This is a genomic window from Mycobacterium sp. 1245852.3, assembly GCF_001669335.1.
Classification (GTDB): Bacteria; Actinomycetota; Actinomycetes; order Mycobacteriales; family Mycobacteriaceae; genus Mycobacterium; species Mycobacterium europaeum_A.
Window position 1 is genome coordinate 1 of sequence record NZ_LZLL01000513.1, and the last position, 20656, is coordinate 20656.

A 20656-nucleotide genomic window follows, 5' to 3' on the forward strand; every position below is an offset into this window, starting at 1 on the left:
GCTCGACATCATCAGGGACGTCCATGAGCTCAACCCGGCGTTTACCGCAGCAAAATCCGCCCTTTTCGTCCAGGCCGGCCGGCGCAGGCACGTCGCGCTGCGTGGGACCCGACAGGGGTCCGCCGCACACGGGCCAGGCGCCACGGCCCTGGGTGGCCAGAACCCGCTCGGCGACGGCGATCTGCTGTTCCTTGGTGGCGAGTTCGGCCGACGGGGCGTACTGGCCGCCGCCGTGCGAGGCCCACGTGCTTGAGCTGAACTGCACGCCGCCGTGATAGCCGTTGCCGGTGTTGATGCCCCAGTTGCCGCCGGACTCACAACGGGCTACCTGATCCCATTCACCGTCGGTGGCCGCGGCCGCCTGGCCGGCGAGGGCGATGCTGCCGCCACCAAGAACCGCACCGGTGAAGGCGATCTTGGCGACGCTGATGTTTGAACTGCTGGGCTTACGGTGACGTCCACTCATACGCGCCGGGGTATTCCTCTCTCGTCACGCGCCTGCGAGGTCAGCTGTCGGGTTCGGGTTGGAGAGGCCACCCGGCCGACGTTGTCATCAAGCGACGACGCCGGCTTCACCCCTAGGAGCCGCGAACGGCCCCAGTCCGATCACGGTGGACCGGTGGGTCCCCCGTCTCCATCCATGTGGTTCGGTGGCCCCCGCCTATTGGATGGAGCTCGGCGCGATAGGGAGGGGAGGTCGCCAATCGGGGATGGCTGGCGAGCCTTCGGAGACGGTAACGGTTTCTGTAGGTCTCGTCACGTCTTGCGATACCCGGCGTTTCCTTCTCGGCCATCTGCGAAAACCGCAGGAACACAAGGTGTTTGCGCAGGTCATTAGGGGCGATATCGCAGCGTGACCGCGCCGTTATGAATCCGTTACGTGAGATAACTCACAGTTTCAGCCACCAGAAAAGGGCGGCAGAACATCGATTGTGTCACCGGATTGCAACGCCACGGTCTCGTCGCGCACGGCGACCCCGTCGCGCAGGTATGAGCATCGGGTCAACACCGTGGCCAGGCGGGACCCCCGCGCGGCTAGCCGCTCGACCAGTTCACCGACCGTGGTGCCTGGGCGCAGCACCACCGTCTCCGACTCGGCATCGGCGGCCGCGCGGGCGGCCGCGAAGTAGCGCACCGTCACCTGGATTCCGTTTGCTTGGACAGGCGTCTGTCCCATCGGGCTAGCCACCTATCGCGCTCATCGGGCGGTCTGGCTGGATGAAGTTGGGGTCGTTGATGCCGTGTCCGGCGGGCTTGCCCCACATCGCGGTACGCCACGCCGCCTCGATCGCGTCGTCGGACGCGCCGCCGCGCAGCAGCCCGCGCAGGTCGGTCTCCTGTTCGGCGAACAGGCAGCTGCGGACCTGGCCATCGGCCGTCAACCGGGTGCGGTCGCAGGCCGCACAGAAGGCGTGCGAAACCGAGGCGATGACGCCGAATTTCCCGCTCGGGGTGCCCGGGCCGGTGTCGACCAGCCACAGCTCGGCGGGGGCCGATCCGCGCGGCGCCGGGTCGGGGCGCAGCCGGAAGTGCGGGCGCAGGGCCGCCAGCACGTCGTCGGCGCTCAGCGCGGCGTCCCGCCGCCACTGGTGCCCGGCATCCAGCGGCATCTGCTCGATGACGCGCAGTTGGTAACCGTGCTCGAGGCAGAACCGCAACAGCCCCACCACGTCCTCGCGCCCGGTGGCGGGGTCGAGCACCGCGTTCACCTTCACCGGCGTCAGGCCGGCGTCGCCCGCGGCGGCCAGGCCGGCCACCACGTCGGTGAGCCGGTCGCGGCGGGTGATGGCCGCGAAATGGCGCCGGTCGACGCTGTCCAGCGAGACGTTGACGCGGTTCAGCCCGGCCGCGGCGAGCGCGGCGGCGCGCCGCGCCAGCCCGACGCCGTTGGTGGTCAGCGAGATCTCGGGGCGGGGCCGCAGCGCGGCGGCCGCGGCGACCACCTCGTCGAGATGGCGCGCCAGCAGCGGTTCGCCGCCGGTGAAACGCACGCTGGTCACACCCAGCCGGGTGACCGCGATGTGCATCAGCCTGGCCAGCTCGTCGGCGCTCAGCAGTTGCTCGCCCGGCAGCCAGTTCAGGCCCTCGGCCGGCATGCAATAGCTGCACCGCAGGTTGCAGCGGTCGGTCAGCGAGACCCGCAGGTCGGTCGCGATCCGGCCGTAGGTGTCCACCAGGGGGCCGGTGGCAGGAGCATCGGCGGGAACGGCCGCGCCGTCAGCGCGGCTCGGTACCGAGGGCAGTCCCAGCGTCGTCAGCGTCATGCGGCCACCGGCGGGGCGTAGTGCACCGGCGAGCTGACCGGAACGATCTGCTTGCCCAGCGGCATCAACGACACCGGGATCAGTTTGAGGTTGGCCAGCGCCAGCGGAATGCCCACGATCGTGAGCGCCATCGCGACCGCGCTGACCAGATGGCCGATCGCCAGCCACACGCCGAACAGCACCACCCAGATGACGTTGCCGACCAGCGCGCCGGACCCCGCGGTCGGCTTGTCCACGATCGTGCGGCCGAACGGCCATAGTGCGTAGGAGGCGATGCGCAGCGACGCGAAGCCGAACGGAATGGTGATGATGAGCAGGAAGCTGACCAGCGCCGCAGCCAGGTATCCGACGGCCATCCATAGGCCGCCGAATATCAACCAGATGACGTTCAGGATCAGGCGCATATCTCCTCCGCGGGTATTACCAAGCGTACCGAGTGACCGATAGCGGGGGTGCTCGTTACCCGGGCATCCGAGTAGGATCAGACTCCTAATACGGCGTCCTGCGCAGGCGGGACGCTTATTGTGTTGGCGATTTCTATTGATCCGTTAGACAAGCAGGTGAGACCAGTGCCGACGGGCAAGGTTAAGTGGTACGACGCTGACAAGGGTTTCGGCTTCCTGTCGCAAGAGGACGGCGAAGACGTCTACGTCCGCTCCTCGGCGTTGCCCGCCGGGGTCGAGGGCCTCAAGGCGGGCCAGCGGGTGGAGTTCGGCATCGCCTCCGGGCGGCGCGGGCCGCAAGCGTTGAGCCTCAAGCTGATTGAGCCGCCGCCCAGCCTCACCAAGACGCGCCGCGAGGCGCCCGCCGAACACAAGCACAACCCCGACGAGCTGCACGGCATGGTCGAGGACATGATCACGCTGCTGGAAAGCACCGTGCAGCCCGAACTGCGCAAGGGCCGCTACCCGGACCGCAAGACCGCCCGCCGGGTTTCCGAGGTGGTCAAGGCCGTCGCTCGGGAGCTCGACGCCTGACGTTCGCTCGTTATTGAGCGACTATGGGAGTTATGGCTTCCTATATCGCGCAGGCAGGCGAATTCACCCGCGACACCAACTACATCACCACCCGCATCACCGCCGACGGGCGCGACGGCTACCCCGTCGAGCCCGGCCGGTACCGGCTGGTCGTCGCGCGCGCGTGTCCGTGGGCGAACCGCGCGATCATCGTGCGCCGCTTGCTGGGCTTGGAAAGCGTTCTCTCCATTGGGTTTTGCGGTCCCACCCACGACGAGCGCAGTTGGACCTTCGATCTCGATCCCGGCGGCGTCGACCCGGTGCTCAAGATTCCGCGGCTGCAGGACGCCTACTTCAAGCGGTTCCCCGACTACCCCAAGGGCATCACGGTCCCGGCCATCGTCGATGTCCCGACCGGGGCGGTCGTCACCAACGACTTCGCGCAGATGACGCTGGACCTCTCGACGGAATGGTCGGCCTATCACCGCGACGGGGCGCCCGAGCTGTACCCCGAGCACCTGCGCGCCGAAATCGACGAGGTGAGCAAGCGGATCTACACCGAAATCAACAACGGTGTGTACCGGTGCGGGTTCGCCGGCTCGCAGGAGGCCTACGAGGCGGCCTACGACCGGTTGTTCACCGCGCTGGATTGGGTCAGCGAGCGGCTGGCCGATCAGCGATTCCTGGTGGGCGACACCATCACCGAGGCCGACGTGCGACTGTTCACCACCCTGGCCCGCTTCGACCCGGTCTATCACGGGCACTTCAAATGCAACCGCAGCAAACTGAGCGAGATGCCGGTGTTGTGGGCGTATGCGCGCGACCTGTTCCAGACGCCGGGGTTCGGTGACACCGTGGACTTCGTCCAGATCAAGCAGCACTACTACATCGTGCACGCCGACATCAACCCCACCCGGATCGTGCCCAAGGGTCCTGACCTGGCCGGCTGGCTTTCGCCGCACGGGCGGGAAGCCTTGGGCGGCAGGCCCTTCGGGGACGGAACCCCTCCCGGGCCGCCGGTCGAAGGCGAGCGCGTGCCCGCCGGCCACGGCGCCTAGTTCCCGGCTGGCGAACGTCGACTTATGGCGCAAAATCTGGTGTTTTCGGTCCAACAACTCCACGCTCGGCTCTTAGAGCGGGCGGCCCGCGGCGCGCAGGGCGCTACGGGAGCGCGCTAGGACTATGTAAGGCCGGTGACGCACCATGTCGGCGCTGACCCGGACGATCCGCCAGCCCATCGACTCGAGTTCGGCCAGACGATCGATGTCTCGGGTTCGCTGCACCGGGTCGGTCCAATGGTGAGCGCCGTCGAACTCCACGCCGACCTTCCACTCCTCCCAACCCATGTCGATGCGCGCTACTACGGCACCCCATTCGTTGAGTACTTCGATCTGCGTCTGCGGCCGCGGTAATCCGCCACCGACGAGTGTCAGGCGAGTTTTCGTCTCATACGGTGATTCGGCGCCGCCGTCGGCCATGGTCAGCACCCGTCGTAACTGCACCAGTCCGCGCGCTCCGCGATGGCGGTCGGCCAGCAACTCGACATCAGCCGGCTTCACGTCGGTTGCGTGCATCAGTGCGTCCAGGCGAATCACCGCAGTGGTAAATCCCTTTCGCCTGCCAAGATCGAACGCCGTGCGTGCCGGAGTGGTCAGGGTCATCCCGTCCCGGATGCACGTTTCGTCGTCGGCGAGGGTGTCGCTATGCAGAACGATGCCGCCTACCTTGTCGCGGCCGGCGCGGTTGAGCTCCGCTGGCAACCAGTCGTCGATCCACGCGGTGCGGTGCAATGCGGCCGCTGACAGGCCGGCCAGTGTCGCGGCACGGCCAGACCACAGCCAGGCGGCAACCGCTCGGGTCACCGGCGTCAACTTTTGCCCGCGGCCGATGTAGACGTTGCGATGAATCATCTCGAAGTCGGCCCGCAGTTGGTGCCGGGTAACGAGTCCGGCCGCCAATGCTTCGGTGCCTCTGAATGGCCAGGCTGGGATCTGCATGTGGACACGGTGGCGGCCGGTACCGACACGTCGTGCCGAACGTCGGTTTGTGCGCGTAAATTACGGCGTTTCGCCACAACAAGTCGACGTTGGGCGCGACGAGGGGGCGAGGGGCGGGGCTGGCGAACGGCCTAGTACGTCAGCCGCACGGACCATTCCGCGTGGGGCACGTCGTGAAGCTCCCCGGCGGGATCCACCGCCAATGTCAGCAGCTGCACGACGATCCCGGCCAGGCGCCCGCGATGCGGGTCGACCGACGGGATCGTCACGGCGAAACGGGTTTTCGGCCGAAAGATCGTGCTGGTGGTGTTCGTCGGGTCGTCGTAGACCTGCAGCAGCCGCCACGGTGCCCGGTAGATGGCGTCGGGCACCGACAGCTGAATCGGGTAGCGCTCGCTGACCCGTAGCTCGCCCTGGTTCTGCGGTGTCTCGCAGTCTTCGAGATTCAGCACGTTGCAATACAGGTAGGGCCCCACCCGCGTCAGATGCCCGTGCGAATAGGCGCTGATCTCGGGGTGCCGCGGGCCGGTGCGCCCGACCAGCAACCAGGTGCCCACGCCCGCGCCGACGCAGAGCACCGCGACCAGACAGGCGAGCAGCACGGCCCCACCCCGCTTGCGTTGCGGTTTCACTCGGCAACCACCGCCGCGGCGCCGGCACCGCGGCGCTTGCCCTCCTGCTCGACCATGATTGGCCTATTTCCTCCCAGGCCGGGAATCAGTGAGTTGCCGCGGAAGCTGACGAGGGTCTGCGCCAGGCCCAAGATGAGCAGCGCAGTGACCGCGGTAAAGCCGACCCACAGTTCGGTGTACACCAACACCCCCACGGCGCCGCCGAGGACCCACGCCAATTGCAGCGTCGACTCCGAGCGCCCGAAGCCCGACGCGCGGGATTCCTCCGGCAGGTCGTTCTGCAGCGACGCGTCCAGGGACGCCTTGGCGATGGCGCTGGCTCCGGACGTGACCAGGGTGGCGATCACGGCCACCACCAGGTTGCCGGCCACCGAGGCGGCCAGCGCGACCGCGCTCACCGCCACCGTGCAGCGCACCACCAGCGCGGCGGGCCGGCCCAGCTTCAGGCGCGCACTGGTGAAGTTGCCGACGAAATTGCCGATCCCGGCCGCGGCGCCGATCACCCCGAGCATGGCGACCTGGGCCCAGCCGTTGGCCTGATGCGCCTTGGCGACAAACGCGGGGTAGAGGAACAGGAAGCCGACCATGACCTTGATGGTGCAGTTGCCCCACAGCGAGGTGATGATGTTGCGGCCCAACGGTTGCCGGAGCGCCCCGCTGACCTCCTGGTGCCAGCTGCGCCGCAGCGGTTCGCTGTCCTGGCGGTAGCTCAGGGTGGCGGGTACCTCGCCGGCGGTCACCTCGACCCAGCGCGGGATCCGCATGGACAGCATGGCGCCGGCGATCGTCACCGCGATCACCACGAATAACGCCCCGGGCAGCTTGAACAGGTGAGTGCAGACGAACTCGACACCACCGGCGATCGCGCCGCCGACGATGGTGCCGCCCAGCAGACCGAACATGGTCAGTCGGGCGTTGACCCGCACCAGGTCGATGGTCGGCGGCATCACCCTGGGTGTCACGGCGCTGCGCAGCACGCTGAACGACTTGGAGAACACCATCATCGCGAGCGCGCACGGATACAGCACCCACGACGGGAAGCTGCCGGTGGCGCCGTCGTAGTTCATGACCAGCAGCACCGCCAGGGCGGTGCGCAGGGCGAACGACGCGGCCAGCGCGACGCGGCGGCCGTGCTGCAGCCGGTCCAGCGCGGGACCGATCAGCGGCGCGATCACCGCGAACGGCGCGATGGTGATCAGCAGATACAGGGCGACCCGGCCCTTGCTCTCGCCGGTGGCCGCGGCGAAGAACAACGTGTTGGCCAGCGCGACGGCCATCGCCGCGTCCACCGCGAAATTGGCGACCACCGGCCACGTCAACGCCGTCAGGCCGGACTTGTCGGCGCCGTCGGCCGTCGCGGCGCGCTGCACCATCCAGTACATCCGCGAGCCCATTTCGCGGCTGCGCAGTGCCGCGGCGCGGGTGACGGTGATCCGCTCACCGGAAGCCGGACCGCGAGGCGGCGTGTCGCTGCTGCGGTTCGGCTCCGGCTGGTGGCCCAGCGGGGGCAAGTAGCGGTTGGCGCTCGGCATCGACGGGCGACGGGGGCGCCGATCGGCGCCCTCGCCGGCGGGGTAATTGGCCGCGCCCGGATGTTGGGACGCGGCGCTCTTGCGGGGCCGGCGGCCCGGCTGAGAGGCCACTCGGCCCGGGTCGTTTTGCCGCCGTCCAGACACGTCCCGATTCTCCCCTATGGCGCCTGGATGCGTCTGCAGGTAACGGGGCGTGGCTCGCCAACCTAGTATTGGAAACGCAATGCAGAAAGAAGACAGCGTGACCAGACCTATCGAGGGATCCGCCGTGTCGACTGTGGCCGAGTGGCCCGAGCGGTTGGCGGCGGTGCTCACGGGTGCGGCGGAGGCGGCCAGGGCCGCCGTGGTGGAGTTCGGCGCACCGGAGATGGTCGGCGACTACCTGGGCGTCGGCTACGAAGACCCGAACAGCGCCACTCACCGCTTCCTGGCGCACCTGCCCGGCTACCAGGGGTGGCAGTGGGCGGTCGTCGTCGCCGCCTATCCCGGCGCGGACCACGCGACCATCAGCGAGGTCGTACTGGTGCCCGGGCCGACCGCATTGCTGGCACCCGAATGGGTGCCCTGGGACCAGCGGGTGCGGCCCGGCGACCTGAGCCCGGGCGACCTGCTGGCGCCCGCCGCCGACGATCCCCGGCTGGTTCCCGGTTACACCGCCAGCGGTGACCCCCAGGTCGACGAGACCGCCGCCGAGATCGGGCTGGGCCGGCGCTGGGTGATGAGCGCCGAGGGCCGGTCGGACACGGCCGAACGCTGGCGCACCGGCGAGTACGGCCCGGACTCGCCGATGGCGCGGTCCACCAAGCGGGTGTGCCGCGACTGCGGTTTTTTCCTGCCGCTGTCGGGTTCGCTGGGCGCGCTGTTCGGCGTGTGCGGCAACGAATTGTCGGCCGACGGTCACATCGTCGACAAGCTGTACGGCTGCGGTGCCCATTCGGACACGCCCGCCCCGGCGGGCACTGGGTCGCCCGCGTACGAGCCGTACGACGACGGCCTGCTCGACGTCACCCAGACGCCGGTCGAACCGTCCCCCTTGTCCTCGGAGTCCACGGAACCCTCGGAGTCCACGGAGTCCCCTGCGCCCTCGGAGGCCGTGGGGGCGCCAGAAGCGCAGGGCGAGACCGAGACCCAAGAGCCGCAGCCCGAGACGGCGCCCGAGACGCCGGAGGCCGAAACCGAGCCGGTGACCGAGGCGCCGCAGCCCGAGCAGCAGCCGCAGGCCGAGACGCCGGACTAGCCGGTTTCGGCGGCGGCCTTGATGCGCGCCAGCGAGGCGTTCATGCCGTCGAGCAATTCGCGCTCGAAGTTGGTGGTCCCGCCGAACAGCGCATTTACCGACAGGTTCGAAAACGCCGTCACTCCGGTTTCGGCGTGACGGCTCTCGATCAGCCGGGTGCCCGCGCCGCTGGGCTCGAGCTCATAGCTCCAGATGGTGTTGTTGGTGTCGACGCGGAACGCGAGCTTGCGCTCGGGGACGATCTCGACCACCGTGCAGGTGGTCGGCCAGAACATGCGCTTGCGGCGGTTGAGGTTGATCGTTCGGGTGCCCTGACGCACCGGGCCCAAGGGCTTCATCCAGCGACACTGCGGACTCCACCGCGGCATGCGGCGCAGGTCGGAAATCAATTCCCACACGGTGGCCACCGGTGCGTCGATGTCGACGTGCGCTTGCAACAGCGGGGCTACCATCGCTCCTCCAGGGCGGCGAATCAGTTGTGGTCGAGATAGTTTTCGAGTCCGGCCTGCGCGCCGCGGGCACCGCGGCGGGCCGCCGCGAGCTGCAGCAGGAAGATGCTCGTGCCGAGCACACCCACGCCCAGGCCGGCCAGGGCCACGGGACGCCAGCCCTGCAGGGATGGCACCAGGAAAGCGGCCGCCACCGCGGCGAGCCAACCCAACGCGCCGAGCGCGATGAACGGCCACACGTGCAGCAGCGCGGCCGGCAGCGGCGGCGCGGTGCGGTGGGGTTCGGCGGACATCGGGATCAACATAGCTCGCCGTCGGTGGCGGGCGACGGCGCACCCACTTGCCGGGACGGATGATCTTTACCCCGTCGAGCAAAGCGGGATAGGCGGGCGGATAAGCGTTTCGATGAAAAACCCCGCAGCTTAGCGAAGGCGATCTGCGACCGTCGTTCACCGGTTCGTGTCCCGGTTTCTCGGGCTTCCGTGTAACCTCGCGCCATGCCTGACAGCGATGCGCGGCTGGCCAGCGACCTGTCACTGGCAGTTATGCGGCTGGCCCGCCAACTGCGGTTCCGCAACCCGTCGTCGCCGGTGTCGCTGTCCCAGCTGTCGGCGCTGGCCATGCTGACCAACGAAGGCCCGATGACCCCGGGTGCCCTGGCAATTCGCGAACGGGTCAGGCCGCCGTCGATGACCCGGGTGATCGCCTCGCTGGCCGAGATGGGGCTGGTGGACCGCGCGCCGCACCCGGTCGACGGCCGGCAGGTGCTCGTCTCGGTGTCGGAGGCCGGCGCCGAGTTGGTCAAGGCCAACCGCCGCGCCCGCCAGGAGTGGCTGGCCAAGCGGCTGGCGACGCTGGACAGCGAACAGCGAGACATCCTGCGCAACGCGGCCGACCTGATGTTGGCCCTGGTCGACGAAGGCCCGTGAGTCCCCGGACCGAAGCCGGCGCATGTTGATCGACGTCGACGATCCCGACGATCCGAGGCTCGACGATTTCCGCGACCTGAACAGCGTCGATCGCCGTCCCGATCTGCCGTCGGGCAAGGGGCTGGTGATCGCCGAGGGCGTGCTGGTGGTGCAGCGCATGCTCGCCTCACGCTTTCACCCGCATGCCCTGCTGGGGACCGAGCGCCGGTTCGCCGAGCTCGACATTGACCTGGCCGGCACCGACGTGCCGTGCTACCGCGCGTCCGCCGACGTCATGGCCCGGGTGGTCGGGTTTCACCTCAACCGCGGCGTGCTGGCGGCCGCCCGGCGGGTGCCCGAACCGGGCGTCGCCGACGTGATCGACAGGGCCCGCACCGTCGCGATCCTCGAAGGGGTCAACGATCACGAGAACCTGGGTTCGATCTTCCGCAACGCGGCGGGGCTGGGCGTCGATGCGGTGGTGTTCGGCAGCGGCTGTGCCGACCCGCTGTACCGCCGCGCGGTGCGGGTGTCCATGGGCCACGCGCTGCTGGTGCCCTATGCGCGCGCAAGCTGTTGGCCCGCCGAGCTCGCGACGTTGCGGGAGAACGGTTTTCGACTCCTGGCGATGACCCCGCAGGCCAGCGCCTGCGCCTTGCCGGAGGCGATGACGGCCGCGCGCGACGAACGCGTCGCGGTGTTGGTCGGCGCCGAGGGGCCGGGGCTGACGCCGGCCACCTTGCGGTGCAGTGATGTGCGGGTGCGCATTCCGATGTCGCGCGGCACCGATTCGCTCAACGTCGCGACGGCGGCGGCGTTGGCGTTCTATGAGCGGGCCCGCTCGACGGCGAGAGGCGGCGATGGACAGTCACACTAGGCTCCGGCTGATGCGAGACGAGTCCGTGCCCTGGGCAACGGGTTTGACGGTCGCCGCGTTCGTCGCGGCGGTCACCGCCGCCGCGATCGTGGTGCTCAGTCTGGGGCTGCTTCGCGTGCACGCGCTGCTGGCCGTCGGGCTCAACGTCGTGGCGGCCGGGGGACTGGCGCCGACCCTGTGGGGGTGGCGGCGTACGCCCGTCCTGCGCTGGTTCGTGCTGGGCGCCGCGGTGGGTGTGGCGGTGGCGTGGGTTGCGCTGTTGGCCCTGACGACGGCTTAGCGCTGCCCGCCGGAGCGCACGCCGAGCAGCACGTCCTCCCACGCCGGGATGACGGGCTTGCCCCGCCGGGTGTGCACCGGCTTTTCGTCCGGTTCCGCGACGGGTGCTTCGTCGGCGACGGGCGGCTTGGCGGGCTCTTCGAAGTCGACGTGCGCCACCCGGGCCACCGGCCGCAGCGGGCGTTCGAAGTTGGGGTCGATCAGCGCGCTGGCCGCGTCGTCGATGGCGGTCACCGTTCCGCCGTGCGCACCGGGCGTGAAACAGAAATGCGCGAGGTTGTCGGACCGGCCGACCTTCCATGCCAGCTGCACCGTCCAGCGGTTGTCCTCGTTGCGCCACGCGTCCCAGCTGAGTTTGTCGTGGCTCAGCCCGCGGGTCACCAGCGCGGCGCTGACCGTCTCGAGCAGGGTCAGCACCGCGGGACCGTCGGCGAGCATCGGGTGTGCGGCGGTTGCCAGCTCCGCGGCGCGGAAGCGCTCCAGCAACACCGGGTGAGCAAAGCGGCGGATCCGCGACACCTCCGAGCCTGACGCCGCGGCGACCTGTTCGACGGAGGCACCCGCCCGGATCTTGGCCTGAATTTCTTTGGGGCTCAGCATGTTGGTGACTTCAATCTCGAGCTGCGGTTGCTCAGAGGACAGGGCCGCGTCGCGCAGCAGGGCTCGCAGGCGGTCGTCGGCCGCCAGCTTGAACTGCTCCGCGGGATCGCCACCCTCGCAGATGACGTGTTTGCTGTCGGCATCCAGCCCAACCACTTTGAGTTCCCGCATGGTTATCTCCTCGCAGGCTCCGTGCAGGTCAGCGACGGACCCGTCACGTGCGCACTTTAGTCCAGCAACCGCCCATCACCTGTGCTGACACGCTGTGCGGTTGCGCCCTGATTGCCGGTCGGACGGTGTTCAATTGTCCGGCTCCTCAACTGCCCGTACCGCGCAGCATCGTCGCCGAACTACAACCGCTCGACGACCCAGTCGATGCATTGGGTGAGTGCGCTGACGTCGTCGGGGTCCACGGCCGGGAACATCCCCACCCGCAGCTGGTTGCGGCCGAGTTTGCGGTACGGCTCGGTGTCGACGACGCCGTTCGCCCGCAACACCTTCGCCACGGCCGCGGCGTCGACCTCGTCGGCGAAGTCGATGGTGCCCACCACCTGCGAGCGCAGCTTGGGGTCGGTGACGAAGGGTGTGGTGTAGGGCCGCTCCTCGGCCCAGGAGTACAACCTGCCCGAGGAGTCCGCGGTGCGCTTGACGGCCCAGTCCAGCCCGCCGTTGCCCAGCAACCAGTCGACCTGCTCGGCCATCAGCGCCAGGGTGCCGACCGCCGGGGTGTTGTAGGTCTGGTCCTTCAGGCTGTTTTCCACTGCGATGGGCAGCGACAGGAAGTCGGGAACCCAGCGCCCGGAGCCGGCGACCGACTCGACGCGGGCCAGCGCCGCAGGGCTCATGATGGCCAGCCACAGGCCCCCGTCGCTGGCGAAATTCTTCTGCGGCGAGAAGTAGTAGGCGTCGGTCTCGGTGATGTCGACCGGCAACCCGCCGGCGCCCGACGTCGCGTCGATGACGATCAGCGCGTCGCCGGAGTCGGCGGGCCGGCGGACGGGCACCGCGACGCCGGTCGACGTTTCGTTGTGCGCCCAGGCGATCACGTCCACCGACGGGTCGCTCTGCGGCTCGGGGGCGCTGCCGGCATCCGCCTTGATGACGACGGGCTCACCGACGAAGGGGTTCTTGGCGACCGCCGAGGCGAACTTTGAGCTGAATTCGCCGAAGGACAGGTGTAACGAGCGCTTGTCGATCAGGCCGAAGGCCGCGGCGTCCCAGAACGCCGTTGCGCCGCCGTTGCCCAAGATCACCTCATAGCCCTCGGGCAGCGAGAACAGATCCGCTAGCCCGGAGCGCAGCCGGCCCACCAGATTCTTGACCGGCGCCTGCCGGTGCGAGGTGCCGAACAACGGGGCGGCGGTCGTGGTCAGCGCCTGCAGCTGCTCGGGCCGGACCTTCGACGGGCCACACCCGAAGCGGCCGTCGCGGGGTTTGATGTCAGCGGGGATCTCGAGCTGGTCAGCCATGCTCATCAGGGTAGTGAGCCGAGTTGACCGGTCGGTGCGGAGGCCGACCGCCAACCTCGGCTGCCCGGGCAAAAGGCCTGCTCGGCTGTGTCCAGGCGTTTGATCGCCTGTGATCCGGGGCATAAAAAATTCATGACCACCGGTCAGGTCACAGTGCCCGGAAGGGGTCTAGGAATTATCCGGTACCTGCGGTACTGTCTGGACATAGCACGTCCAAATGTAAACCTCGTTGGGGAGGCCTGGATATGGCTAGGACGCGATTAGTCCGGCGTTGGCGCAGCAACATGGAAGTGCGCGACGACGCCGAATACGTCAACATGCTTGCCACACTGTCCGAGGGGTCGGTGCGGCGCAACTTCAATCCGTACACCGACATCGATTGGGATTCACCGGAATTCGCGGTGACCGAAAATGATCCGCGCTGGATCCTGCCGAACACCGACCCGCTGGGCCGCCATCCCTGGTACCTGGCGCAGTCCGACGAGCGCAAGATCAAGATCGGGATGTGGCGCCAGGCCAACGTGGCCAAGGTGGGACTGCACTTCGAATCCATCCTGATTCGCGGCCTGATGAACTACACGTTCTGGGTGCCCAACGGATCGCCGGAGTACCGGTACTGCCTGCACGAATCGGTCGAAGAGTGCAACCACACCATGATGTTCCAGGAGATGGTGAACCGCATCGGCGCCGACGTGCCGGGCATGCCGCGGATGCTCAAGTGGCTCTCGCCGTTGGTTCCGCTGGTGGCCGGCCCGCTGCCGGTGGCGTTCTTCATCGGCGTGCTCGCCGGCGAGGAGCCCATCGACCACACGCAGAAAAATGTTCTGCGCGAAGGCAAGTCGTTGCACCCCATCATGGAGAAGGTGATGGCGATCCACGTGGCCGAGGAGGCCCGCCACATCTCGTTCGCCCACGAGTTCCTGCGCAAGCGGGTGCCGGAATTGACCAAGAGGCAGCGATTCTGGACCGCACTGTACCTGCCGCTGACCATGAAGGCGCTCTGTCGCGCAATTGTGGTGCCGCCCAAGGCTTTCTGGCGCGAGTTCGACATCCCGCGGGAGGTCAAGAAGGAACTGTTCTTCCGGTCGCCGGAATCGCGGAAGTGGCTCAGCGACATGTTCGGTGACGTGCGGATGTTGGCCTACGATACCGGCCTGATGGAGACGCGCTCGGCGCGGTTGATGTGGCGGTTGTGCAAGATCAACGGCAAGCCGTCGCGTTACCGCAGCGAGCCGCAGCGCCAGCACCTGGCCGCGGTCCCGGCTGCGTAGTCACTGCGAGTTCGTTTATGCCGCACGTTATTACCCAGTCGTGCTGTAACGACGGGTCCTGTGTTTTCGCATGCCCGGTGAATTGCATTCACCCGACGCCGGACGAGCCCGGCTTCGCCACCTCCGAGATGCTCTACATCGATCCGGTGGCGTGCGTGGATTGCGGTGCCTGTGTGAGCGCCTGCCCGGTCGGCGCGATCGCGCCCGATACCCGGCTGGACACCAAGCAGTTGCCGTTCATCGAGATCAACGCGTCCTTCTACCCGGACCGGCCGAAGGACGAGAAGCTGCCGCCGACGTCCAAGCTGGCACCGGTGATCCCGGCCGCCGAGGTCCGCGCCCGCCGCAAGCCCCTGACGGTCGCCATCGTCGGATCGGGGCCCGCGGCGATGTACGCCGCCGACGAACTGCTGACCCAGCAGGGCGTGCGCGTCAACGTCTTCGAAAAGCTGCCCACCCCATACGGTTTGGTGCGGGCCGGGGTGGCGCCCGATCACCAGAACACCAAGCGGGTCACCCGGCTGTTCGACCGGGTCGCCGGTGATCGCCGGTTCCGGTTCTTTCTCAACGTCGAGGTCGGCACGCAGCTGAGCCACGCGGACCTGCTCGCTCACCACCACGCCGTGCTGTATGCGGTGGGCGCGCCCGATGACCGCCGGCTGGACATCGAGGGCATGGGCCTGCCGGGGACCGGAACGGCAACCGAATTGGTCGCGTGGATCAACGGGCATCCCGACTTCGCCGATCTGCCGGTCGATCTCAGCCACGAGCGGGTGCTGATCGTCGGCAACGGCAACGTCGCCCTCGATGTCGCCCGGTTGCTCACCTCCGATCCCGACGAGCTGGCCCGCACCGACATCGCCGAGCACGCGCTGGCGGCCTTGCGCGCCTCGGCGGTGCGTGAGGTGGTGATCGCCGCCCGGCGCGGCCCCGCCCAGTCGGCGTTCACGTTGCCCGAGCTGATCGGGCTCACCGGCAGCTCCGAGGTGGTGCTCAGCGCTGCGGACCACGAGCTGGTGGCGGCCGATCTCGCGGCCGCGTCGGACGCTCTGACCAAGCGCAAGCTGGAAATCTTGAGCACGCTCGGCGACGATGCGACACCGCCGTCCCGCCCGAGAATCAGGCTGGCGTATCGGCTAACGCCGCACCGGGTGCGGGGGGACCAGCGCGCCACCGGGATGGAGTTCTCGGTCACCGGCACCGACGAGACGCGCCTTCTGGAAACCGGTCTGGTGCTGACGTCGATTGGCTACCGCGGCAAGCCGATTCGCGATCTGCCCTACGACGAAGCGTCGGCAGTCGTGCCGAACGACGCGGGTCGCGTCGTCGACCCCGTTTCCGGTGACCCGGTGACCGGCGCCTACGTCGCGGGCTGGATCAAGCGGGGACCCAGCGGGTTCATCGGGACCAACAAGTCCTGCTCGTTGCAGACCGTGCAGTCTTTGGTCGCCGATTTCAACGCCGGCAAGTTGGCCGATCCAATCGCCAAGCCCGAGGCGCTGGCCGGGCTGGTGCACGCCCGCCAGCCCGCCGCGATCGATGCCGCGGGATGGCGCGCCATCGACGCCGCCGAAATCGCGCGCGGCAGCGAGCACGGCCGCCCCCGCATCAAGTTCACCGACGTCTCCGTGATGCTCGCGGCCGCGGCCGCCGCACAGCCGGCGCCGCCGCAACGACGCCGGCTGCTCGACCGCCTGCTTGGCTAGCGCCGATGGTGCAGGACTAGCCGGCTCCCTGCCCGGACATCGCCGCCGAGATCTCCTCCATGCTGACCTCGCGGACCGGCTGCCCCAGCGACCAGTGGTGGCCGAACGGGTCGGCGACCATGCCATAGCGGTCACCCCAGAACTGGTCCTCCAGCGGGGTCACCACGGTGGCACCGGCGTCCAGGGCGCGCTGGAAGCTGGCATCGACGTCGGTGACCGTCAGGTGGATCGTCACCGGGGTGCCGCCCAGCGATGTCGGCGTCATCGACTTGCCGCCGCACACTTCGGGGAAGTCATCGTTGAGCATCACCGTGAAACCGTTGATCCGCACCGCGGCGTGCACCAGTTTGCCGTCGGGACGCGGCACGCGTCCGATCTCCTGGGCCCCAAAAGCCTTGGCGTAGAAGTCGATTGCCGCGGCGGCGTCATCGACCACCAGGTGCGGGGACAGTGCGGGTTCGATGTTGATCGCCATGCTGGTTCTCCTTGCTATCGGTTCCCTGTCCTGCCCATGACGGGCAGGTTCACGACTTATGACTGCGCCGGCGACAGAAACTCATCGCGACGACAACCATTAGATCGCCGGGTACCGACAACCGGGGGGCGTCAGGCGTTGGTGAGGCTGCGGTCCCAGCCCTCGACGGACTCCGGGCTGCGCGGGGCCGGGCCCACGTAGATGGCCGACGGCCGGACCAGCTTGCCGAGCCGCTTCTGCTCGAGAATGTGCGCGCACCAGCCCGCGGTGCGGCCGCAGGTGAACATCGCCGGCATCATGCTGGCCGGCACGCGGGCGAAGTCCAGCATCACCGCGGCCCAGAACTCGACGTTGGTCTCGATGGCCCGGTCCGGACGGCGCTCGCGCAGCTCGGCCAGGGCCGCCTGCTCGAGCGCGACGGCGACCTCGTGGCGCGGCGCCCCCAGCCGTTCGGCGGTGGCGCGCAGCACCCGCGCCCGCGGGTCCTCCGCGCGGTAGACCCGGTGCCCGAAGCCCATCAGCTTGTCGCCGCTGTCCAGGATCTTCTTCACCAGACCACGCGCGTCGCCGGTGCGCTCGACCTCCTCGATCATCGGCAGCACCCGCGCCGGCGCCCCGCCGTGCAGCGGGCCACTCATCGCCCCGATCGCCCCGGACAGCGCCGCCGCCACGTCGGCGCCCGTCGACGCGATCACCCGCGCGGTGAACGTCGAGGCGTTCATGCCGTGCTCGGCGGCCGACACCCAGTAGGCGTCAATCGCTTCGACGTGCCGTGGGTCCGGCTCGCCCTGCCAGCGCGTCATGAACCGGGCGGTGACCGTGTCGCATTCGTCGATGACCCGTTGCGGGACGGCGGGCTGGTAAATCCCGCGCGCCGACTGCGCGACGTAGGACAGGGCCATCACCGAGGCCCGGGCCAGCTGGTCGCGGGCGGTGTCGTCGTCGGTGTCCAGCAGCGGCTTGTACCCCCAGATGGGGGCCAGCATCGCCAGGCCCGCCTGCACGTCGACACGTACGTCGCCGGTGTGGATGGGCAGCGGGAAGGGCTCGGCGGGCGGTAGGCCGTGGCCGAACTTGCCGTCGACCAGCAGCGCCCACACGTCGCCGAACGTGACCTGCTGCGTTACCAAATCTTCGATGTCGACACCGCGGTAGCGCAGCGCACCGCCGTCTTTATCCGGCTCGGCAATTTCGGTGGTGAAGGCGACCACGCCTTCCAGGCCGGGGACAAAGTCTTCGGGGACCACAGTCATGCCGAAAATTCTCGCACCCCCTGATCGGGCCGACGCTACCGGCCGGTAGCAAGCGCCGGTAGCGTGGACGCGATGGCAGGACCAGACCCGGCGCCAGGAAATGAGCACCTGCAAAGAATGCGTGTGGAGTACGGATCAGTGGAAAAGGACGGCAGCCCGGATCTCGACGCGGATTGGTTGCGCGACGGCTGGGTTTCGTTGTTGCGCAAATGGATCGGCGACGCCGAGCGGGCGGGGGTCGCCGAGCCCAACGCGTTGGTGCTGGCCACCGTGACCGCCGACGGCAGGCCGGCCAGCCGGTCGGTGCTGTGCAAGAGCGTCGACGAGACCGGGATCACTTTCTTCACCAACTATGACTCGGCCAAGGGCGACGATCTGGCCGCGACGCCGTACGCCTCGGCCACGTTTCCGTGGTATCAGCTCGGCCGCCAGGTCCACGTCCGCGGCCCGGTGCGCAAGGTCGCCGCGGAGGTCACCGAGGACTACTGGTCCAAGCGGCCGCGCGGGTCGCAACTGGGCGCGTGGGCGTCGCAACAGTCGCGGCCGATCGCCTCACGCGCGGCCCTGCTCGACCAGCTGGAGGAGGTGACCGCCCGGTTCGCCGATCGCGAGCGGGTCCCGGTCCCGCCGGGCTGGGGTGGCTACCTCATTGCCCCGGAGCTGGTGGAGTTCTGGCAGGGGCGGGAAAATCGGTTGCACAACCGCATCCGCATCACCGGGGGTCGGGTGGAACGCCTGCAGCCCTAACCCGCTGATGATGCACGTTGCGCCGCGGCGTGACGGGGTCGATTGCTGGCGTGACCAGCGGACTCGACCCCGGGCAGGCGTCCCATCGTCATAACGACTACCTTTTGCAGTAAGCACCAAGTCAGCAGCCATATCAGCCAGAGCGCAAAGGGGTTCTCGTGGCAGACACCGACGACACCGCCACTTTGAAGTACCCGGGCGGTGAAACCGACCTGGAGATCGTCAAGGCCACCGACGGCGCTGACGGCATCGCGCTGGGCTCGCTGTTGTCCAAGACCGGCTACACCACGTTCGACAACGGCTTCGTCAACACCGCTTCGTGCAAGAGCTCCATCACCTACATCGACGGCGACGCGGGCATCCTGCGCTACCGCGGCATCCCGATCGAGCAGCTCGCCGAGAAGTCGACCTTCATCGAGGTGAGCTACCTCTTGATCTACGGCGAACTGCCCGACAAGGAGCAGCTGGCCGACTTCACCAAGCGGATCCAGCTGCACACCATGCTGCACGAGGACCTCAAGCGATTCTTCGACGGCTTCCCGCGCAACGCGCACCCGATGCCGGTGTTGTCCAGCGCGGTCAACGCGCTGTCCGCCTACTACCCCGACTCGCTCGACCCGATGGACACCGAGGACGTCGAGCTCTCGACGATCCGGTTGCTGGCCAAGCTGCCGACCATCGCGGCCTACGCCTACAAGAAGTCCGTCGGCCAGCCGTTCCTCTACCCGGACAACTCCCTGTCGCTGGTGGAGAACTTCCTGCGGATGACGTTCGGGCTGCCCGCCGAGCCGTATGAGGCGGACCCCGAAATCGTTCGGGCGCTGGACATGCTGCTGATCCTGCACGCCGACCACGAACAGAACTGTTCGACCTCGACGGTCCGGTTGGTGGGGTCCTCCCAGGCCAACCTGTTCACCTCGATCTCCGGTGGGATCAACGCGCTGTGGGGGCCGCTGCACGGTGGCGCCAACCAGGCGGTGCTCGAGATGCTCGAGAAGATCCGCCAAAGCGACGACGACGTCAGCGAATTCGTGCGCAAGGTCAAGAACCGCGAAGCCGGCGTGAAGTTGATGGGCTTCGGGCACCGCGTCTACAAGAACTACGACCCGCGCGCCCGCATCGTCAAGGAGCAGGCCGACAAGATCCTGGCCAAGCTCGGCGGCGACGACGACCTGCTGGACATCGCCAAGCAACTGGAAGAGGCCGCGCTCACCGACGACTACTTCATCGAGCGCAAGCTGTACCCCAACGTCGACTTCTATACCGGCCTGATCTACCGGGCGCTGGGCTTCCCGACCCGGATGTTCACCGTCCTGTTCGCGCTGGGGCGGCTGCCCGGGTGGATCGCGCACTGGCGCGAGATGCACGACGAGGGCGACAGCAAGATCGGTCGGCCGCGCCAGATCTACACCGGTTACACCGAGCGCGACTACGTCACCATCGACGCGCGGTAACTGTCTTGGCGCCGGTAGCGCGGCGCCCGGTCAGTCGGCCTTTTTGAGCCAGCCCACGTACGCGAGGTAGACGCCGCACAGCGCGAGCAACCCGAAACCGATCCGCACGGCGATGATCGCTGCCCCCGACGTGTGGGTCGCGGTTTGCGCCCCCTTGACGATCGTCTGCGGCATGGCGAGCAGCGCGAAACCCCGCAGCAGCAGGAACCAGCCGAACAGCGAGATGATCACGGCGGCGACGCTGCGCCAATACTGGTGGAACGCCACGACGAACAGGCCGCAGAAAAACAAGAGCGCACCCAGCGCCCACGGCCACATCGGGTCGCTGGAGAAACCGGACAGTTCGTTCCCGATGCTTGCTGCCCTGATCGCGACAATCGCAGGGACCACGGCGATAAACGGTCCGAGCACGCGCGCGAATGACCGGGTGCGCTGCGAGCGATCGTCGGCGGTGACAGGCGTGCGCATGGTTACTGCTCCTTTCCCTGGGTCGAGGTCGGTGCAGCGCGTTCAACTTGGACGGACGGTTCATGGTTAACGTGCCGACGTC

Annotated in this window: 23 protein-coding genes, 1 pseudogene and 1 riboswitch; of the genes and pseudogenes, 10 read left to right on the forward strand and 14 right to left on the reverse strand. The window is 68.2% G+C overall.

Annotated features, from left to right (window positions below):
- The 4 genes from A9W96_RS22990 to A9W96_RS23005 form a co-directional block, all read right to left on the reverse strand.
- Window positions 1-466: transglycosylase family protein (locus A9W96_RS22990; RefSeq protein ID WP_231999812.1), on the reverse strand; the 466-nt coding region annotated here is incomplete at its 3' end.
- Window positions 467-479: 13 nt separating this feature from the next.
- A riboswitch (cyclic di-AMP (ydaO/yuaA leader) is annotated at window positions 480-691 on the reverse strand.
- Between the two features lie 207 nt (window positions 692-898).
- Window positions 899-1177, reverse strand: a complete 279-nt coding sequence (locus A9W96_RS22995) for a MoaD/ThiS family protein (protein WP_067143337.1) — start codon at window positions 1175-1177, stop codon at window positions 899-901.
- A gap of 4 nt (window positions 1178-1181) precedes the next feature.
- A complete protein-coding gene (gene moaA, locus A9W96_RS23000; RefSeq protein WP_067143340.1) occupies window positions 1182-2264 on the reverse strand; it encodes a GTP 3',8-cyclase MoaA in 1083 nt (360 codons plus the stop codon).
- The gene (locus A9W96_RS23005; protein ID WP_066879548.1) at window positions 2261-2668 is read right to left on the reverse strand and encodes a YccF domain-containing protein; all 408 of its coding nucleotides are present in this window, start codon (window positions 2666-2668) and stop codon (window positions 2261-2263) included. Before A9W96_RS23005 ends, moaA begins: the two co-directional genes overlap by 4 nt.
- Window positions 2669-2833: 165 nt before the next feature.
- Here A9W96_RS23005 and A9W96_RS23010 point away from each other — a divergent pair, with 165 nt between their 5' ends.
- Together A9W96_RS23010 and A9W96_RS23015 are read left to right on the forward strand one after the other, a co-directional pair.
- Window positions 2834-3241 (forward strand): cold-shock protein, encoded by a 408-nt coding sequence (locus A9W96_RS23010; RefSeq protein WP_007777168.1) that lies wholly within the window; start codon window positions 2834-2836, stop codon window positions 3239-3241.
- Window positions 3242-3273: 32 nt separating this feature from the next.
- Window positions 3274-4278, forward strand: a complete 1005-nt coding sequence (locus tag A9W96_RS23015; protein WP_066879545.1) for a glutathione S-transferase family protein — start codon at window positions 3274-3276, stop codon at window positions 4276-4278.
- Between the two features lie 72 nt (window positions 4279-4350).
- Here A9W96_RS23015 and A9W96_RS23020 read toward each other — a convergent pair whose 3' ends face one another.
- From A9W96_RS23020 to A9W96_RS23030, 3 genes are all read right to left on the reverse strand, one after another.
- Entirely contained in the window at window positions 4351-5217 is an 867-nt protein-coding gene (locus tag A9W96_RS23020) for an endonuclease domain-containing protein (RefSeq protein WP_067143343.1), read from the reverse strand.
- A 131-nt stretch (window positions 5218-5348) separates the two neighbouring features.
- Window positions 5349-5849, reverse strand: a complete 501-nt coding sequence (locus A9W96_RS23025) for a DUF2771 domain-containing protein (protein ID WP_067024348.1) — start codon at window positions 5847-5849, stop codon at window positions 5349-5351.
- A complete protein-coding gene (locus A9W96_RS23030) occupies window positions 5846-7492 on the reverse strand; it encodes an MFS transporter (RefSeq protein ID WP_066866820.1) in 1647 nt (548 codons plus the stop codon). Before A9W96_RS23030 ends, A9W96_RS23025 begins: the two co-directional genes overlap by 4 nt.
- Before the next feature lie 130 nt (window positions 7493-7622).
- Here A9W96_RS23030 and A9W96_RS23035 point away from each other — a divergent pair.
- A pseudogene (locus A9W96_RS23035) lies at window positions 7623-8405 on the forward strand (DUF3027 domain-containing protein); the annotation flags it as partial.
- Window positions 8406-8614: 209 nt separating this feature from the next.
- On the opposite strand, the gene A9W96_RS23040 reads toward A9W96_RS23035, so the two are convergent.
- Entirely contained in the window at window positions 8615-9070 is a 456-nt protein-coding gene (locus tag A9W96_RS23040) for an SRPBCC family protein (RefSeq protein WP_067143349.1), read from the reverse strand.
- Window positions 9071-9090: 20 nt separating this feature from the next.
- Window positions 9091-9360: a DUF2530 domain-containing protein gene (locus A9W96_RS23045; RefSeq protein ID WP_066866849.1), complete on the reverse strand. Its 270-nt coding sequence runs from the start codon at window positions 9358-9360 to the stop codon at window positions 9091-9093.
- A gap of 204 nt (window positions 9361-9564) precedes the next feature.
- Here A9W96_RS23045 and A9W96_RS23050 point away from each other — a divergent pair, with 204 nt between their 5' ends.
- The 3 genes from A9W96_RS23050 to A9W96_RS23060 are packed head-to-tail and all read left to right on the forward strand — an operon-like array spanning window position 9565 to window position 11132.
- Window positions 9565-9996, forward strand: a complete 432-nt coding sequence (locus A9W96_RS23050; protein ID WP_066866815.1) for a MarR family transcriptional regulator — start codon at window positions 9565-9567, stop codon at window positions 9994-9996.
- A gap of 22 nt (window positions 9997-10018) precedes the next feature.
- On the forward strand, window positions 10019-10852 hold the full coding sequence (locus A9W96_RS23055; RefSeq protein ID WP_066866814.1) for an RNA methyltransferase: 834 nt from the start codon (window positions 10019-10021) through the stop codon (window positions 10850-10852).
- Between the two features lie 10 nt (window positions 10853-10862).
- Window positions 10863-11132, forward strand: a complete 270-nt coding sequence (locus A9W96_RS23060) for a DUF2537 domain-containing protein (protein ID WP_066866813.1) — start codon at window positions 10863-10865, stop codon at window positions 11130-11132.
- Here the strand turns inward: A9W96_RS23060 and sepH are convergent.
- Together sepH and serC are read right to left on the reverse strand one after the other, a co-directional pair.
- Complete coding sequence (gene sepH / locus A9W96_RS23065) at window positions 11129-11902, reverse strand: septation protein SepH (protein WP_066866811.1); 774 nt, start codon at window positions 11900-11902, stop codon at window positions 11129-11131. The two genes, A9W96_RS23060 and sepH, sit on opposite strands and share 4 nt — an antisense overlap.
- 179 nt (window positions 11903-12081) lie before the next feature.
- Complete coding sequence (gene serC / locus A9W96_RS23070; RefSeq protein WP_156765378.1) at window positions 12082-13200, reverse strand: phosphoserine transaminase; 1119 nt, start codon at window positions 13198-13200, stop codon at window positions 12082-12084.
- Window positions 13201-13445: 245 nt separating this feature from the next.
- Here serC and A9W96_RS23075 point away from each other — a divergent pair, with 245 nt between their 5' ends.
- Both A9W96_RS23075 and A9W96_RS23080 read left to right on the forward strand, forming a co-directional pair.
- The gene (locus A9W96_RS23075; protein ID WP_066866809.1) at window positions 13446-14471 is read left to right on the forward strand and encodes a diiron oxygenase; all 1026 of its coding nucleotides are present in this window, start codon (window positions 13446-13448) and stop codon (window positions 14469-14471) included.
- A 17-nt stretch (window positions 14472-14488) separates the two neighbouring features.
- Entirely contained in the window at window positions 14489-16177 is a 1689-nt protein-coding gene (locus tag A9W96_RS23080; protein ID WP_067143356.1) for an FAD-dependent oxidoreductase, read from the forward strand.
- Window positions 16178-16193: 16 nt separating this feature from the next.
- Here the strand turns inward: A9W96_RS23080 and A9W96_RS23085 are convergent, their stop codons facing one another.
- Complete coding sequence (locus A9W96_RS23085; RefSeq protein WP_066866805.1) at window positions 16194-16652, reverse strand: VOC family protein; 459 nt, start codon at window positions 16650-16652, stop codon at window positions 16194-16196.
- Between the two features lie 131 nt (window positions 16653-16783).
- Window positions 16784-17905 carry a citrate synthase 2 gene (locus tag A9W96_RS23090; protein WP_066866802.1) on the reverse strand — a complete coding sequence of 374 codons (1122 nt, stop codon included), beginning with the start codon at window positions 17903-17905 and terminating at the stop codon, window positions 16784-16786.
- Between the two features lie 117 nt (window positions 17906-18022).
- On the opposite strand from A9W96_RS23090, the gene pdxH reads away from it, so the two are divergent.
- Both pdxH and A9W96_RS23100 read left to right on the forward strand, forming a co-directional pair.
- Entirely contained in the window at window positions 18023-18652 is a 630-nt protein-coding gene (gene pdxH, locus A9W96_RS23095; RefSeq protein ID WP_156749004.1) for a pyridoxamine 5'-phosphate oxidase, read from the forward strand.
- A gap of 158 nt (window positions 18653-18810) precedes the next feature.
- Entirely contained in the window at window positions 18811-20106 is a 1296-nt protein-coding gene (locus tag A9W96_RS23100; protein ID WP_066866800.1) for a citrate synthase, read from the forward strand.
- A 30-nt stretch (window positions 20107-20136) separates the two neighbouring features.
- Here A9W96_RS23100 and A9W96_RS23105 read toward each other — a convergent pair whose 3' ends face one another.
- Complete coding sequence (locus A9W96_RS23105) at window positions 20137-20574, reverse strand: hypothetical protein (protein WP_066866798.1); 438 nt, start codon at window positions 20572-20574, stop codon at window positions 20137-20139.
- Between the last annotated feature and the right edge of the window lie 82 nt (window positions 20575-20656).